Origin of the sequence: Pseudoalteromonas sp. Isolate6, from assembly GCF_022398435.1 — a bacterium.
Lineage (GTDB): Bacteria > Pseudomonadota > Gammaproteobacteria > Enterobacterales > Alteromonadaceae > Pseudoalteromonas > Pseudoalteromonas galatheae.
This window is the reverse complement of record NZ_JAKEVK010000035.1, coordinates 16,786-33,561: the sequence shown is the minus strand read 5'-3', so window position 1 is coordinate 33,561 and position 16,776 is coordinate 16,786. Positions and strand designations below refer to the sequence as shown.

The 16,776-nt window shown below is 43.6% G+C and carries 8 protein-coding genes; all 8 read left to right on the top strand.

Going from position 1 to position 16,776, the window contains the following annotated elements; genetic code table 11:
- Window positions 1-145 precede the first annotated feature (145 nt).
- The 8 genes from nhaC (at window position 146) to L1D50_RS07490 (ending at window position 16,749) form a co-directional block, all read left to right on the top strand.
- The gene (gene nhaC / locus L1D50_RS07525; RefSeq protein WP_239965807.1) at window positions 146-1,627 is read left to right on the top strand and encodes a Na+/H+ antiporter NhaC; all 1,482 of its coding nucleotides are present in this window, start codon (window positions 146-148) and stop codon (window positions 1,625-1,627) included.
- 135 nt (window positions 1,628-1,762) lie between these two features.
- Window positions 1,763-4,348, top strand: a complete 2,586-nt coding sequence (gene pepN / locus L1D50_RS07520; RefSeq protein ID WP_239965806.1) for an aminopeptidase N — start codon at window positions 1,763-1,765, stop codon at window positions 4,346-4,348.
- A complete protein-coding gene (locus L1D50_RS07515) occupies window positions 4,349-4,570 on the top strand; it encodes a DUF2835 domain-containing protein (RefSeq protein WP_010604628.1) in 222 nt (73 codons plus the stop codon).
- A gap of 249 nt (window positions 4,571-4,819) precedes the next feature.
- Window positions 4,820-6,919 (top strand): DUF1302 domain-containing protein, encoded by a 2,100-nt coding sequence (locus L1D50_RS07510; protein ID WP_128728253.1) that lies wholly within the window; start codon window positions 4,820-4,822, stop codon window positions 6,917-6,919.
- An 11-nt stretch (window positions 6,920-6,930) separates the two neighbouring features.
- Window positions 6,931-8,298 carry a DUF1329 domain-containing protein gene (locus L1D50_RS07505; RefSeq protein WP_017218691.1) on the top strand — a complete coding sequence of 456 codons (1,368 nt, stop codon included), beginning with the start codon at window positions 6,931-6,933 and terminating at the stop codon, window positions 8,296-8,298.
- 78 nt (window positions 8,299-8,376) lie between these two features.
- On the top strand, window positions 8,377-9,378 hold the full coding sequence (locus L1D50_RS07500; protein ID WP_235956640.1) for a YCF48-related protein: 1,002 nt from the start codon (window positions 8,377-8,379) through the stop codon (window positions 9,376-9,378).
- On the top strand, window positions 9,378-11,699 hold the full coding sequence (locus tag L1D50_RS07495) for an MMPL family transporter (protein ID WP_138523874.1): 2,322 nt from the start codon (window positions 9,378-9,380) through the stop codon (window positions 11,697-11,699). Before L1D50_RS07500 ends, L1D50_RS07495 begins: the two co-directional genes overlap by 1 nt.
- 211 nt (window positions 11,700-11,910) lie before the next feature.
- Complete coding sequence (locus L1D50_RS07490) at window positions 11,911-16,749, top strand: NAD-glutamate dehydrogenase (protein ID WP_138523872.1); 4,839 nt, start codon at window positions 11,911-11,913, stop codon at window positions 16,747-16,749.
- Window positions 16,750-16,776: the final 27 nt, after the last annotated feature.

Below are 16,776 nucleotides of genomic sequence, written 5' to 3'. Positions count from 1 at the left end.
TTTCTAAGCTGATACTCTTTTGAGGCTTTTTGAGAATGGTGCGTGGCTCGACCACTGGCAACCTAGCTACTCAAAACGGCTCAAAGCGGTATACTGCAAATAAAATAATTATAAGCATGGGTCGTCGTGCGTAGGAGTATTCCTTTTGAAACAACAAAAACAGCCGTCATTTATTGACGCTCTTATTCCGATCACTTTGTTGGTCGCTTTGCTAGGTGCTGCGGTGTACCTCTATGGTGACAATTCATCATCGGGTCCAAACCAAATAGCCTTGCTTTTTGCAACATTCACTGCGGCGCTTGTTGGCCTAAAAAATGGTTTTACGTGGAAGACGCTTGAAGAAGCGATGATCAAGGGGATAACTATCTCTCTTGGCGCTATTATCATTTTACTGATGGTTGGTGCTTTAATAGGTACTTGGCTATTGTCCGGTACCGTTCCTACGCTGATCTACTATGGTCTGCAAATTATCAATCCAAGTTGGTTTTATGCTGCGAGTTGTTTGATTTGTGGAATTGTGGCGATGAGTATAGGCAGCTCGTGGACAACAGCTGCAACCATAGGTGTGGCGCTATTAGGCGTGGCGACGGGGCTTGGCTTAGATCAAGTCGTTACTGCGGGTGCAGTGATTTCAGGTGCTTATTTTGGAGATAAGTTGAGCCCACTATCTGAAACCACAAACCTAGCGCCTGCGGTCGCGGGTAGTGATTTGTTTGATCATATTCAACATATGCTTTGGACTACTGTGCCGAGCTTCGTAATTGCACTCATCATATTTATCGTAATGGGCTTTAATGCTGAAGTGTCAAGCGAAGCGGGGCGAATAGATGAAATAGTGTCGATACTGCAAACTAATTTCAACATTAATCTATTAATGCTAGTTCCTTTGCTGGTGCTACTTGGGCTTGCTATCAAGAAAATGCCCGCTTTTCCGGCGATTTCAATTGGCGCGGTGATTGGGGCTATATGGGCAGTGCTGTTTCAAGGTGATCTAATTGCAAGCCAAATTGACGCTAGCCAAGGTGAGTTAGTAGGTTATGTGAAATTAGTGTGGGCGACTTTCTTTGATGGTTTTGCGTTGCAAACAGGCGATGCAAAAATGGACGACTTGTTAAGTGGCGGTGGCATGTCATCAATGCTAACGACAACTTGGCTGGTGATGACAGCATTGATGTTTGGTGCCATTATGGAAAAAACTGGCTTACTTGATGTCTTCGTACGTAGCATTCTTAAAATTGCAAAAAGCACGGGTTCACTGATTGCCTCGACTATTGCAACTTGTATTGGTACAAATCTAGTTGCAGCGGATCAGTACATCGCGATTGTTGTCCCTGGCCGTATGTTCAAAGAAGAATACAAAAAGCGCGGTTTGAAGAGTGTAAACCTCTCTCGTACGCTGGAAGATGGTGGCACAATCACCAGTCCACTGATCCCTTGGAACACCTGCGGCGCATATATGCAAAGTGTACTGCTGATCAATCCGTTTGATTATGCCATGTACGCGTTCTTTAACTTGATCAATCCTGTGCTGGCTGTTATCTACGCGTATCTCGGTATCAAGATCCTCAAGATTACGCCACCAACGGTAAACGCGGAAGAACCAAATGAGAAAGTAGGCCGAGCGTAAAGTAGCGCATTTGCAATCTTGCTCAGGCCTTTTCCAACAGGTCAAATAGAAATAAAACGCCTATCCTTAGAATTGGCGATATCAAACTTGTTTTATCACTCGCCCCTTTTTGGGGCGTTTTTGTAAGGACTATATATGACTCAAAAACCACAAGCTAAATTTCTTAAAGATTACCTTGCACCAAGCCATACCGTTGATGCGCTTTGTTTGACCTTTGAGTTAAGCCCAAGAAATACCATTGTGACTGCAGTAAGTCAGTTTGTCGCGGTAGGCGATGCGACACAATTAATATTGGATGGTGTCGACTTAGAATTGGTGTCTTGTCAGATAGATGGTAAAGAATGGCAAAGCCTTGAAAAATCCGATTCTGAATTGATCCTTTCTAACTTGCCAGAGGCTTTTGAGCTCAAAATTGTCACTAAGATTTCACCGCAAACGAATACGTCGCTTGAAGGCTTATACCTCTCTGATGGCGCATACTGCACGCAATGTGAAGCAGAAGGTTTTAGAAAAATCACCTACTTCATGGATAGACCGGATGTATTGACGACTTACACGGTGACTATCATTGGTGAATCAAAGTATCGTTACTTACTCTCAAATGGTAATAAAGTCGAAGAAGGGAGCCTAAGTGATGGTAGACATTTTGCAAAATGGCACGATCCACATAAAAAACCAAGCTACTTGTTTGCCTTGGTTGCCGGCGATTTTGATGTATTAGAAGACAACTACATCACTAAATCGGGTAGAGAAGTGAAGTTGGCGCTATTTGTCGATAAAGGCAATTTACATAAAGCTCCCCATGCTATGACGTCACTAAAAAAAGCCATGGAATGGGATGAGACAAGGTTCGATTTGGAATACGATCTCGATATATACATGATTGTCGCAGTTGATTTTTTCAATATGGGGGCAATGGAAAACAAGGGCCTAAATGTTTTTAACAGTGCCTGTGTGTTGGCAAGCCAAGAAACTGCGACAGACCGAGACTTTCACACTATTGAATCGATAGTTGGACATGAATACTTCCATAACTGGACAGGGAACCGGGTTACTTGCCGAGATTGGTTTCAACTTAGTTTAAAAGAAGGCCTAACTGTATTTAGAGATCAGGAGTTTAGCTGCGATTTAGGTTCTCGAGGCCTAAACCGTATCGACGCAGTAATGGCGATGCGTACGCATCAGTTTGCGGAAGATGCGGGACCAATGGCACACCCAATAAGGCCACAGCAAGTTATTGAAATGAATAACTTCTATACCGTGACTGTTTATAACAAAGGCGCTGAAGTCATCCGCATGATGCATACCTTGCTGGGGGAAGAAAACTTCCAAAAAGGGATGAAGCTCTACTTTGAACGTCATGATGGACAAGCAGTGACGTGTGATGATTTCGTTAATGCAATGATGGACGCCTCTGGTGTCGATTTAACGCAATTTAAACTATGGTACGAGCAATTTGGTACGCCAAGAGTAAAAGTGGCAACCGAGTATGACAAACAGACTCAAACATATGCAATTACGGTGAGCCAACGCCATGCTGATTGCGACCCTGTGAGCGCGCCACTGCATATTCCATTTAAGCTAGAGCTTTTGGATGAGCAAGGTGAAAGCATCCCCTTGGTAACGAAGCACGGAGACATACAACGAGCGTTAGATATTACTGAATTTGAACAGCGGTTTGAGTTTGGGGGAGTTACAAGCAAGCCGGTTCCTGTATTGCTTGAAGATTTCTCAGCACCAGTGATTATGGAATACCGCTACAGCATTGATGAGTTGTTACACATATTGCGTTTTGCGCGGAGTGATTACGCTCGTTGGGAAGCAATACAGCAAATCTTTATGATTGAAGTTAAGCGAGCGGTTACGTCAGGTGATAACGAACTGGATTCAAAAGTCCTCGGCGCGTTGTCCTCATTAGTGGAAACGTTAGAAGGAGATCTTGCACTACTGGCTGAGCTTTTGACCTTACCTACATTCGACACGCTAGCCGGTCAATTTGAAATTATCCCAGTAGATAAGCTCGTTTCAATTTCCGATGCATTTGAAATGCAAATTGCACAATCACTCCAATCGGTGTTTGAACTCGCTTATTTGTCTTTACAAGACTCAGGCTCACTAGAAGCAAAGGATGTTGCGATCAGAGCCTTCAAAAATAAAGCGCTTTATTACTTAGCGAAAACAGACTCTGATAGTGTTGACAGCGCCCTCGATAGTCAATTTTCATCAAACAATATGACCACTAAGCTGGGCTCATTAAAAGCGGCTGTCGCCGCCCAGCACACAAAGATGGAAAGTTTGTTCAGTCAGTTTGATAGTCAATGGCGTCACGATAGTCTAGTCATGGACAAATGGTTTGCATTAAGTGCAAGCTTACCTAATGATGAGGTGATATCGAATATAAATACGCTTTATGCGCATCCTTGTTTTGACAAAGGCAATCCTAACCGTGTTCGCGCATTGATAGGAAGCTTCGCAAGAACTAATCCTGCGCAATTCCATCGTACAGATGGTAAGGGCTATGCGTTATTGGGAGACCTACTAGTGGAGCTAAACAGTATCAATCCACAAAATGCGTCTCGTATGATTACGCCGTTCATGTCATGGAAGCGTTATGATGAAACACGCCAACAGCTGATGCGCGCGCAGTTGAGCCGTTTGGCTAACTTAGAAGGCTTGAGCGACGACTTATATGAAAAGGTAGAGAAGGCGCTGGCGCAGTAGATGAAAGAGTACTTCTTTTACATGGATCTGAGCTACGACAAGTGCCTCGGTTACTACTACGGGCACTATACTTCAGTGCAAGTGATTGAAGATGGGGGGAAGAGTATTCGCTTCCCCGCAGAGCGTATTCGCCCCTTTATTTCATCAATTGGGATCAGGGGCAGATTCCGTCTCATCTTGGATGATAGCAATAAGTTTCTATCGTTAGAAAAAGTCACTTAATCGAAGTAGAACTGCAAAACATATTTTATTTTTGTTAAATGAGTTTGTTATAAGCTTGAAATACGTGTTATAAATTATCTGGTAGGACGTCTTACCAAGAGTAAAATACGCCCCTAGAGGCGAAAAAGCGTTGATTTAGTGGAGCAGTATTTGTATTTTCGCGGTTTCGCTTCTATCGTTTAGACAACAAAAAACAATAACTCTAAGAGCTTAAGCTCTAGACATGACCCGCCAAAAGGGGGAGAAATAATGATAAAAAGATCGCTCTTTGTGAAAAACAAAATCATGCTCGGTCTTAGCGCGGCAGTAATGGGAGCTGCCGCCACGTCAGTACACGCGGCCAGTTTTGAGGTTGGTGATTTCGAAATTACCTTCGATTCGACTTTTTCTTATGGTCAAAGCATTCGCGTTGAAGATCGTAACTTTGATTTCATCGGTAAAAGTAATCATCCACAGTTTAACTGGGATGGTTATAAAGCAACCACTGGCAACACCATCTATTCTTCGTCACAAATCTGGTCACAACAGGGGGCCTATTCAAATAATGGTGATGCTGGTAACCTAAATTTTGACTCTGGAGATACTTTCTCTCAGTTGATAAAAGGTACCCATGATTTAGCAATTACCAAAGATAACTATGGTTTGTTCACTCGTTTCATGTATTTCTACGACTTTGCAATGGAAGATGGGGATTTTGCGTATAGCAACCCTGTTTCAGGCAAAAAAGTTGACCCGTGTGAAGACGACGATACCAGAAAACAAGTCTGTTCTGATTTACGCTTGCTAGATGCATTTGTTTGGGCAGATTTTGACCTCAATGATGGCAAAAACCCGCTCTCAGTGCGTTTAGGTCAGCAAGTAGTTAACTGGGGTGAAAGTACGCTTATTTCCCATGGCATTAACGTCAACCCAGTGGATATTGACCGTTTGAAAGCTCCTGGCTCTGAAGTAAAAGAAGCCTTTATCCCTGTAGGTATGCTTTGGGCGTCGATTGGTTTGTCTGAAAACGTCAACCTTGAAGGTTTTTATCAGTATCAATGGCATGAAACCAGATTGCCGGCAACAGGTAGTTACTTCTCAACCAATGATTTTGCATCTGAAAATGGTTATATGCAAAATGTTCAGCTTGGTTTTACCTCAAATCCTGATATCGATTTATATCACTTAACGGATGCGTTAAACAGCTTATATGCTGATGCGACGGCCGCGTTGGTTGCGCAAGGCGTAGTACCAACAGCTGAGGCTGTGGGTAGTGCCGCAGCTTCCATGTATATGGCTTATCCGACAAGAGTGGCACTTAAAGGAAAAGGGAATAACGGTAAGAGCGAACCTGATGATGGTGGTCAGTACGGTTTACGCTTAGGTATTTTCTCTCCAGAGCTAAACGACACTGAATTTGGTTTGTATTACATTAATTACCATAGCCGCAGACCTTTGATTTCTGGTAAAGCTTCTAACTTTACAGGTCAAGCGATTATGGCTGACTTAGCTTATATCGCACAGAACCAAATTACGGCAGATAATATCACTAACCTAAACGCCTTTACTCAAGCGCAAATTACCTACCCTGAAGACATCAAGCTGTATGGTTTAAGTTTTAATACTGCGATTGGTGAAACCGCATTTGCTGGTGAAGTGGCATATAGACAAGATGAACCACTGCAGATAGATGACGTTGAACTACTTTACGCAGGTATGGTTGAGCAGTTAGCCGCTGCGGGTCTGCGTGATGATTTGGCTGGTTTATCTCAGCTTAGTCAAGGGGACGATATCGCTTATGTGGGTCCTGGTGAAGTCGCACAAGGTTATATTTTGCGAGACACTATTCAAGCACAGTTTACTGCAACACATTTGTTCGGACCATCGCTAGGTGCAGATAGCTGGGCAGTGGTTGGTGAAGTAGGTGCTGTTACCATCAAAGACATGCCAGAGTACGATGAACTTCGTTTGAATGTTTCAGGTACTGGCCGAAGTGGCACGATTGAGGGGCTTTCAGGCCGAGATTACAATCTTATCCACCAAGCGGTTTCAAATGGTCCAGAAACCAACCCATTCCCGTCGGCTTCTGCATGGGGCTATCGCCTTATTGCTAAGGGTGAGTATAACAACCTATTCAGTGGTGTGAATTTTTCTCCACGCGTAGTGTTCTCACATGATGTTAACGGTATCACCCCAGATCCTATGTTCTTATTCATTGAGGATCGTAAATCGCTAGGCATTAATCTTAACTTTAACTACCTAAATTCGTGGTCATTTGATTTTGGCTATAACACGTTTTGGGGTGGTGGTAAGACGAATACCTTTGCGGACCGTGATTTCATCTCATTCAACATTAAGTATTCAATTTAAGGGCTTTCGATATGTTTAGAAAACCTACGTTTATCGCAGCAACAATAATTACAATGCTGTCTGCCAGCAGCGCTATGGCTAAAATGAGCGCTGACGAAGTTGCACGTTTAGGTAAAGACTTGACGCCTATCGGTGCAGAGAAAGCGGGTAATGCTGATGGCAGCATTCCGGCTTGGAATGGTGGGATCACAGCGCCGCCAGCTGGTTATGAAGTGGGCATGCACCATCCAGATCCATTTGCTGATGACAAAGTATTGTTCACAATTGATAAATCAAATTTAGATAAATACAAGTCACTGCTAAGCCCAGGTCAAATTGCACTATTTGAAACGTATCCAGAAACGTTCAAAATGAACATTTACCCAACTAGACGCAGCGCTTCTTATCCACAGTTTGTGTACGATGCAACGAAGAAATATGCATCTACAGCAGAGCTTATCGAAGGTGGTAACGGCATTAAAAATACTGCTATCGGTATTCCGTTTCCGGTGCCAAAAGATGGATTAGAAGCTATCTGGAACCACCTATTGCGTTTCCGTGGCTTGTCGATTGCACGTTTCGGTGGCCAAGCGATGCCGACGGAGTCAGGTGCTTATAACATTATTGGTTTCGATGAGCAGTTATTGGTTAAGTACTCTGCAACAGACGCAACGCCTGAAGCATTACAAGAGTCAAATATCCTGTTTAAGTTTAAGCAGCAAGTGACAGAGCCTGCACGTCTTGCTGGTACGGCACTGCTTGTACATGAAACCATGGACCAAATTCTGACACCTCGCCAGGCTTGGACCTATAACGCAGGTCAGCGTCGTGTAAGACGTGCGCCAAACGTTGCATATGATGCACCAGGAACTGCGTCAGATAGCTTACGTACAACAGATGACTTTGACATGTTTAACGGCTCTCCAAACCGCTACGACTGGAAACTAGTTGGTAAAAAAGAGATGTATATCCCTTACAACAGCTATAAGTTACATAGTGACAAGTTGAAGTATGATGATATCTTGATGGCTGGCCACATCAACCCTGAACACGTACGTTATGAAAAACACCGTGTATGGGTAGTCGAAGCTAACCTGAAAGAAGGCACTCGCCATATTTATAAAAAGCGTGTGTTCTATATTGATGAAGATAGCTGGCAAATCCACGTAACGGATATCTATGATAACCGTGATCAGATGTATCGCGTCGCGATGGCACATGGTCTTAATTACTACGAAGTGCCGACACATTGGAGTACGTTGGATGTCTATCATGATCTAAACTCTCGTCGCTACCTTGCGATTGGGTTAGATAACGAAGAAGACATGTACGACTTCAGTCAGTCTTTCAACGATAACGAGTTTACTCAGGGTGCGCTGCGCCGTGAGGGTCGCCGTTAATCAAATATTATCAGGCTGAAGCAACCTCGCTTCAGCCTTCTTCCTCCTTTCCTCTCACAACTCGAGTGTTTTCTCATGATGAAGAAGTTAGTAGCAGCCTCGATTTTAACTATGGCGCATGTAGCAGTAGCCGAAAGTAGCGATCAGATTTCAGCAAAATCAGCCCTGATGGTCGCTCACCCAGAGCAAACGCTTTTCACAGATATTACAGATAACGGTGATGCGTTAATTGCGGTAGGTAAACACGGCACAATAATTATTAAACAAGAAGGGCAAAACTGGACGCAGGCAGAGGTGCCAATTCAATCACTGTTGACCTCTGTGACATTCAAAGGCAAAGATATTGGTTGGGCGTGTGGCCACGACGCCAGCATAATCAAAACCACAGACGGTGGTAAAACATGGGCGCTAAAACAATATCTACCAACATTGGAAAAGCCTTGTCTTGATATTGAGTTTATTGACCAGCAACACGGCTTTGCTGTGGGCGCTTATGGAATGTTTTTTGAAACCACGGACGGTGGTGAATCCTGGACAAAACGTTTTATCAGTGAATTTGTTCACCCCGACGATGTCGACTATTTAGCCGATTTAAAAGAGCAAGACCCCGCGGCATACGAACAAGAAACGGCGTTTATTCTTCCCCATTTTAATCGTCTGTTAATCGCCGAAGGCATGATGTACCTTGCCGGTGAAATGGGACTTGTGGCACAAAGTGATGACTTGGGAAAGACATGGCAAAAATTTGAGTCTTTTTATCGCGGATCATTTTTCGCTGTTGATCAAACCTCTGACAACCAACTTATTGTTGCGGGCCTTAGAGGCAACGCATTTATTGGCAATGTACAGCAAATAGTACAGCTCGATACTCAAAAAACAGCGACAATAAATAGCATTGCCCACAAAGATAATGTGACCTATATGTTTGCTAACAGCGGCGTAATATTCACGTTGAAAGCAGGTAAGCTAACCTCAAAACAACTAAAAAATGGCCACTCTATTTTAGCAGGTGTGGTTAAAAAGAATCAGCTAATTCTAGCGACGGAGCAGGGGATTGCTGAGGTAGAGGTGAACAACTAATGCAAGCGTTTTTAAATCAATTGGTATACGCCATCTTTAGGCATCGTATTAGCGTCGTGTCTTTTTTCGTACTGACGACGGTATTTTTGGGCTTCAAAGCCACACAAATTCAGCTCGATGCCTCATTTAACAAAAATATTCCACTAAATCATGAATACATGAAGGTGTACCTGAAGCACGAAAAACAGTTTGGTGGTGCAAATAGTATTCTTATTTCTGTTTGTGATAAAGATGGTGACATCTTTAATGAGCCATTTTTCACTCAGCTAAAAGCGGTGCATGATCAGCTTTATTTTATTCCGGGCGTTAATCGCCCATTGGTAAACTCAATCTTTGCTCCTAGTGCAAGATTTGTTGAAGTTGTGGAAGACGGCTTTGCTGGTGGGCCTATTATTCCTGCTAATTTCCAACCCACCGAACAAGGCCTAGCGGTTGTAAAGCAGAACATTGAAAAAGCAAAAGTTGTGGGTCGTATGGTTGCAAGCGACTATTCATGTGCCATGGTAACCGCACAGTTAATGGAAACCGACCCGCAAACTCAAGAGAAACTTGATACCTTAGCTTTTGCGCAAAAACTAGAATCTGAGGTCAGAGCGCCACTTAGCACTGATAAGGTGAGTATCCATATCATTGGCTTTGCAAAGATGGCTGGTGACATTGCTGATGGCGCGAAAGGCGTAGTGCTCTTCTTTGCATTAGCGATTGCTTTTACCTTTATTATGGTTTGGATGTTTTGTAAGAGCTTTAAGCTAACCTTATTACCTATCGCCTGTTCTTTTATTGCTGTGATTTGGCAGATGGGTTTACTCAGTACTTTGGGTTTTGGTGTTGATCCCATGTCTATTTTGGTGCCTTTCTTAGTGTTCGCCATTGGCGTGAGTCACGGTGTGCAAATGATCAACGCGATAGGTAAAAAAGTAGCGGAAGGGGTAAGCTGTAAAGTGGCTGCTGAAGCGAGTTTTAAAGCATTACTTATCCCTGGTGGTATTGCTCTACTGTCGGACACCGTTGGCTTCTTAACCTTACTGGCAATCGACATCGGCATTATTCGTGAACTTGCTATTACTGCCAGTTTAGGGGTTGCGGTTATCATCTTTACCAACTTGATACTGCTTCCAGTGATGGCGTCGTTCTTTGAGTCCGCAAATATCAAACGACTTGGTGATGGTAAAAACGCCAGCCATGGTATGTTTGAGGCAATGCGAGAGTGCTTGGTGAAAACCACAGACAAAAAAGTAGCCAGAATTATCTTACTTATCAGTGCAGTACTGTTCGCATTTGGCTATTGGCAATCTGAAAAGATGCGTATTGGTGATTTACATGCTGGTGCACCGGCGCTACATGAAGATGCCAGATACAACCAAGACACTTTTCTTATCTCAGACCGTTATGCCATTTCTTCTGACATCTTAAAGGTCATTGTCGAAGCGACACCTGCGGCTTGTACTGAGCACGATACAATGGAGCGTATTAGTCGTTTCCAATGGCGCGTAGAAAATTTGGCCAGTGTACAATCGGCAGTTTCTTTGAGCTCTGTTGCACAAGCGGTTAATGCTGGGTACAACGAAGGTAACTTAAAATGGCAGACGTTACCAAGAAATACTGCTTCTCTAGTTCAAGCTACCTCTCGAGTAGAGACAAGCTCAGGACTGCTTAACGGTGATTGTTCGGTGATGCCTATTATCATCTTTATGGAAGATCATAAGGCGGAATCTATCGACCATGTGATTGCAAAGATCAAAGCGTTCTCAGAAGAAGAGGGAACTGATGACGTTGCCTTTAAGTTGGCGTCTGGTCCAATCGGTGTAATGGCGGCGACAAATGAATCTGTTTCTGAGGCACAGGTCCCTATGATGATATACGTGTACGGTGCCGTGATCCTGTTATGCTTAGCGAGCTTTAGGAGCGTTCGAGCGACTATCGCAGTGGTACTACCTCTGTATGTGGTATCAACGCTGGCTCAAGCGCTTATGGTGCAGCTTGAAATCGGTTTAACGGTATCGACGTTACCGGTAATTGCTTTGGGTGTGGGAATAGGTGTCGATTATGGCATTTATATTCTATCCTCAATGATGGGACAGCTTAAGCAAGGTATGCCGTTGTCTGCGGCCTATAGAAATGCGCTTGCTGAACGAGGCAGTGCGGTACTGTTTACTGGTATCACGCTGGCTATTGGAGTAAGCACATGGATTTTCTCTGCGCTTAAGTTCCAGGTTGATATGGGTATCCTTTTAACCTTCATGTTCTTGGTAAATATGCTGGGTGCTGTGCTGCTTTTACCGGCAATTGGAACGCTCATCTGGTCTGACCAGAAAAAATAATGTGAATAATTGTGCTCCTTTTTATTTGGTATTGGCGATTTATATCTATTTTTTGTGAATAGATGAGCAAACAGCTGAAAAGCTTGAAATGTTTTCGTCAAAAAGGCTGTTTATTAGCGTCAGAAAGGTTAGAATTTACCTGACTCCACGCTAATAAATGGCTGTACAAATAATCTACCGTTCAAAGGTGGTATAGATTAAGGAACACATAATGACACAAAATGAAGGCACAGCTTCTGTTATCCTAGATAACGTCTGCAAGCTTATCCATAAGAAAGTCCATGCTGACAAAGTGTCACTTGTCGAAACGTTTGCCAAAACCTTGTACAGCAATATGTCTAAAGAGGATTTGGCACATCGTAACGACAGTGACTTATACGGCGCAGCATTGAGCCTTTGGAATGCCCTTGATAAAAACAAGTCTGACGATGCCGTCATTCGCGTTTTTAATCCTGAGGTTGCAAAGGATGGATGGCAATCATCGCATACGATTGTCGAGATAATCGCTAAAGATATGCCGTTTTTGGTTGATTCAGTACGCATGGCGATGAATCGCAAAAACATAGTCTCTCACCTATTACTTCATTCTCCACTTAAGTTACAAAGAAATGACGCTGGTGCAATCACCGCAGTTTCTAACTTAAAAGCAGAACAAGAATCTACGTCTACTAAGACCGTATTCTTTATCGAAATCGACAGGCAAACAGATGATTCGGTGATCGCTGATTTTACAGCTGAGCTTGAATCTGTCTTAAATGATGTTTCTGTTGCGGTTGCTGATTGGCTACCAATTCGCGATAAATTGGTGAGCGTAAGTAAAGAGCTGCCGACTCGTCATTATAGTTGTTCAAAAGAAGAAGTTGCTGAAGCCGTCGAGTTTTTAGACTGGCTGGTTAGCGACAACTTTACCTTTATGGGCTACCGCCAATATGATTTGACTCCAGTTCAAGGTGACTATGAGCTGAAGCCAGTTGAAGGCACAAGTCTCGGACTGATGAAAAACTCAGGTGATGACCACAGTCGTTTATTGTCTGAATTGCCTGAAGTTGCGCGCAAAGAAGCACGTAGTAACAACTTGCTGATCTTAACCAAGACGAACTCACTTTCACGCGTTCATAGACCAGCGTATATCGACTATGTTGGTATCAAGCGTTTTGATGATGAAGGTAACGTGATTGGCGAAGACCGTTTCATCGGCTTGTTCTCATCTAGTTTCTACAACAACAGTGCAGTAGATGTTCCGGTACTTAAGAGTAAGATTAACCGTATCATGGAGCAATGTGACTTTGCAAAAGGCACACATGCATACAAAGCGGTACTCAATATTCTTGAAACCTATCCTCGTGATGAGCTAGTACAGGCGCGTGAAAGCGAACTACTTGAAGTGGCAATGGGCGTTTTGCAAACTCAAGAGCGTGACATGTGTCGCCTATTTGTGCGTAAGGATGTGTATGGTCGTTTCTTCTCTTGTATGGTTTATGTGCCAAGAGAGCGATACAACACAGCGTTACGCCGTGAAACTCAACAACTGCTAGGCCGTGCATTTAAGTCTAGCGACAAAGTAGAGTTCACCACCTTTTTCTCTGAATCAACACTAGCGCGTACGCATTACATCGTGCGTGTTGATGACAACAACATAGATTACAACGTGAAAGAAATCGAAAATAACTTGGTAGAAGCCGCTCGTACTTGGGAAGACAAGCTACAATCCGCACTTCTTGAAAGAACAGGCGAGTCTCGTGGTAACGAGTTAAACCGTAAATACACGAATGCGTTCCAGTCTGCATATAAAGATCAAGTGTTGCCAAGCGCAGCAGTCGTAGACATCGAAAAGCTAGAGCAACTAAATGACGACAACAAACTTGAGATGCTGTTCTACAGACCTCAAGAAGAAGCTACGTCGCAGCTTGTTCGTTTGAGTCTGTTCCACAAGGCAGAGCCTATTCATCTATCAGACGTGATGCCAATGCTTGAAAACTTTGGCCTACGTGTTATTGGTGAAACTCCGTACGCCGTGAAGACGACTGATGGTCAAGTAAACTGGATCATGGATTTCTCTATGCTTATTGACAGTAAAGGGATCACTGATTTTGATAAAGTATCAGCACGTTTCCGCGCAGCATTGACTAATGTGTGGAATAACCGCCTAGAAAATGACGGTTTCAACCGTTTAGTGTTATTAGGTGGTCTAACTGGTCGTGAAGCATCTATCTTACGTGCATATGCTAAATACATGCGCCAAATTGGTGTGACGTTCTCGCAGTCTTACATCGAAAATACATTTGACCGCTACCCGCACATTGCAGCGATGATCGTTGATCTCTTCGTGAAGAAGTTTGCACCGAAGAAAGTTGCCACTGAAAAGGCACTTCAGAAGGTTATTGATGCAATCTACCTTGAGCTTGAAAACGTAGCAAACTTAGATGATGACCGTATCATTCGTTTGTACGTTGATATGATCAATGCAACGCTGCGTACTAACTTCTATCAAAAAGAAGCAGACGGCACGAACAAGTCGTACACGTCATTCAAGATCCAGCCAAGTGCAGTGCCAGATATGCCATTGCCATTACCAGCGTTTGAAATCTTCGTATACTCTCCACGCGTAGAAGGTGTTCACTTACGTGGCGGTAAAGTGGCTCGTGGTGGCCTACGTTGGTCAGACCGTCGTGAAGATTTCCGCACAGAAGTACTTGGCTTAGTTAAAGCACAGCAGGTTAAGAATACGGTTATCGTACCTGTGGGCTCTAAAGGTGGTTTTGTTTGTAAACAACTTCCAACTGAACGTGAAGCGTTCTTCAAAGAAGGCCAAGAGTGTTACAAGATCTTCATCCGTGGTCTACTAGACATCACAGATAACATCGTACATGGTGACATTGTGCCGCCAGTGGATGTTGTACGTCACGACGAAGATGACCCATACCTAGTTGTTGCAGCAGATAAGGGGACAGCTACCTTCTCTGATATTGCAAACGGCATCGCTGAGTCTTACAACTTCTGGTTGGGAGATGCGTTCGCTTCTGGTGGTTCAATCGGTTATGACCATAAGAAGATGGGTATTACTGCTAAAGGCGGTTGGGAATCGGTTAAGCGTCATTTCCGTGAAATGGACATTGATTGTCAAACAACTGATTTTACAGCAGTTGGTATTGGTGACATGGGTGGTGACGTATTCGGTAACGGTATGCTGCTATCTAAGCACATTCGTTTACAAGCGGCATTTAACCACATGCACATCTTTATCGATCCAAACCCAGATGCAGCAAGCTCGTATGTAGAGCGTGAGCGTCTATTTAATCTGCCACGTTCAAGTTGGGAAGATTATAATAAGGATCTTATCTCCGAGGGCGGTGGTATTTTCTCTCGTGCAGCGAAAGCAATTACGCTAAGCGCTGAAATGAAGAAGATGATAGGCACTAAGAAGTCGAGCATGACACCAAACGAGTTGATCAAAGCATTGTTGAAGATGCCAGTTGATTTACTTTGGAACGGTGGTATCGGTACTTACATTAAGTCTAAATCTGAAACTGATGCTGAAGTAGGCGACCGTGCAAATGACGCGCTACGCATCAACGGTGGTGAGCTTGGAGCGAAGATCTTTGGTGAAGGTGGTAACTTAGGTGCTACTCAGCTAGGTCGTATCGAGTTTGCTTCAAACGGCGGTCGTATTAACACCGACTTTATTGACAACGTAGGTGGTGTTGCCTGTTCGGATAATGAAGTTAATATCAAGATCCTACTTAACGGCCTAGTTGCTGAAGGTGAATTGACGAATAAGCAGCGTAACGAATTACTGTATTCAATGACTGATGAAGTATCAGAATTGGTACTGAAAGATTGTTACCGCCAAACGCACACGCTTTCGATTACTAAGTCTAAAGGTCCTGCAACTCTGAAAGAAAAAGTACGCTTTATTCATGCACTTGAAAAAGAAGGCAAGTTAAATCGTGCAATCGAATTCTTACCAACTGATGAAGAGCTAGCAGAGCGCGCGGCGGCAGGTAAAGACCTAACACGTCCTGAGCTATCTGTATTAGTTTCTTACTCTAAGATGGTATTAAAAGAGACATTAGTTGTTGATGAGATCTCAGAAAATCCATACTACCGTCAGTTGCTAGTGAACTCGTTCCCAGCACCGCTGCGTGAGCGCTTCAATGCTGCGATGGATAATCACCCGCTACGTAAAGAGATCATTGCAACGAAACTTGCAAACAATATCGTGAACGATATGGGTCTAAACTTCATGGTTCGTATGCACGAAGAGACAGGTGCAACGGATGCAGAAATTGCGGTTTGCTACTCAATTGCAAGTGCAATCTTTGAAATGAAGGAAACGTGGTCAGCGATTTCTGCGCTTGATAATAAGATCCCAGCAGCAGTTCAAACGGAAATGCTATATCAATTACGTCGTACGGTTCGCCGTTCAACGCGCTGGTTCTTGCGCCACCGTGATAAGTCTCAAACCATCGAGCAAACCATCGCGTTCTTTGCACCAACATTTAAAGATTTAAGTACAAATCTACACAACTACATGGTTGCAAATGAAAGCGAGCAGATCGTTGATAAAGCGCGCGACCTTGAATCTCAAGGTGTACCAGCTGAGATTGCACTGCGTATTGTGTCACTTTCAAGCTTGTTCTCGGTCATGGACCTAGCGGAAGTGGCGCATAACTCAGGTCGTAAGATCGGTGTTGTGTCTAATACCTACTTCACGCTCGGTGCAAACATGGGTCTACATTGGTTCCTTGACCAAATCACGGCTCAACCTGTTGCAAACCATTGGCAGGCGCTTGCTCGTGCTTCATATCGTGAGGAGCTTGATTGGCAACAGCGTTCATTGTCAGAGGTTGTATTAAACAGCTTTGCTGGTGATGACAGTGATATCAATGAACAGATTGAGCAGTGGATGGATAAGCAAGCAGGCTTACTACACCGTTGGCAGCAAATGTTAACTGAGTTTAAGACGTCGCAAAGTCATGACTTTGCTAAGTTCTCAGTTGCACTTCGTGAGCTAATGTTACTAAGCCACAACTGCGATACTTCCAAATAATCCAGAAATCGCTACAATACCCCAGCT

Excerpts from the sequence above, each read along its gene's own strand:
- pepN (WP_239965806.1), top strand. The coding sequence starts at position 1,763 with ATGACTCAAAAACCACAAGCTAAATTTCTTAAAGATTACCTTGCACCA.
- L1D50_RS07515 (WP_010604628.1), top strand. The coding sequence starts at position 4,349 with ATGAAAGAGTACTTCTTTTACATGGATCTGAGCTACGACAAGTGCCTC.
- L1D50_RS07510 (WP_128728253.1), top strand. The coding sequence starts at position 4,820 with ATGATAAAAAGATCGCTCTTTGTGAAAAACAAAATCATGCTCGGTCTT.
- L1D50_RS07505 (WP_017218691.1), top strand. The coding sequence starts at position 6,931 with ATGTTTAGAAAACCTACGTTTATCGCAGCAACAATAATTACAATGCTG.
- L1D50_RS07500 (WP_235956640.1), top strand. The coding sequence starts at position 8,377 with ATGAAGAAGTTAGTAGCAGCCTCGATTTTAACTATGGCGCATGTAGCA.
- L1D50_RS07495 (WP_138523874.1), top strand. The coding sequence starts at position 9,378 with ATGCAAGCGTTTTTAAATCAATTGGTATACGCCATCTTTAGGCATCGT.
- L1D50_RS07490 (WP_138523872.1), top strand. The coding sequence starts at position 11,911 with ATGACACAAAATGAAGGCACAGCTTCTGTTATCCTAGATAACGTCTGC.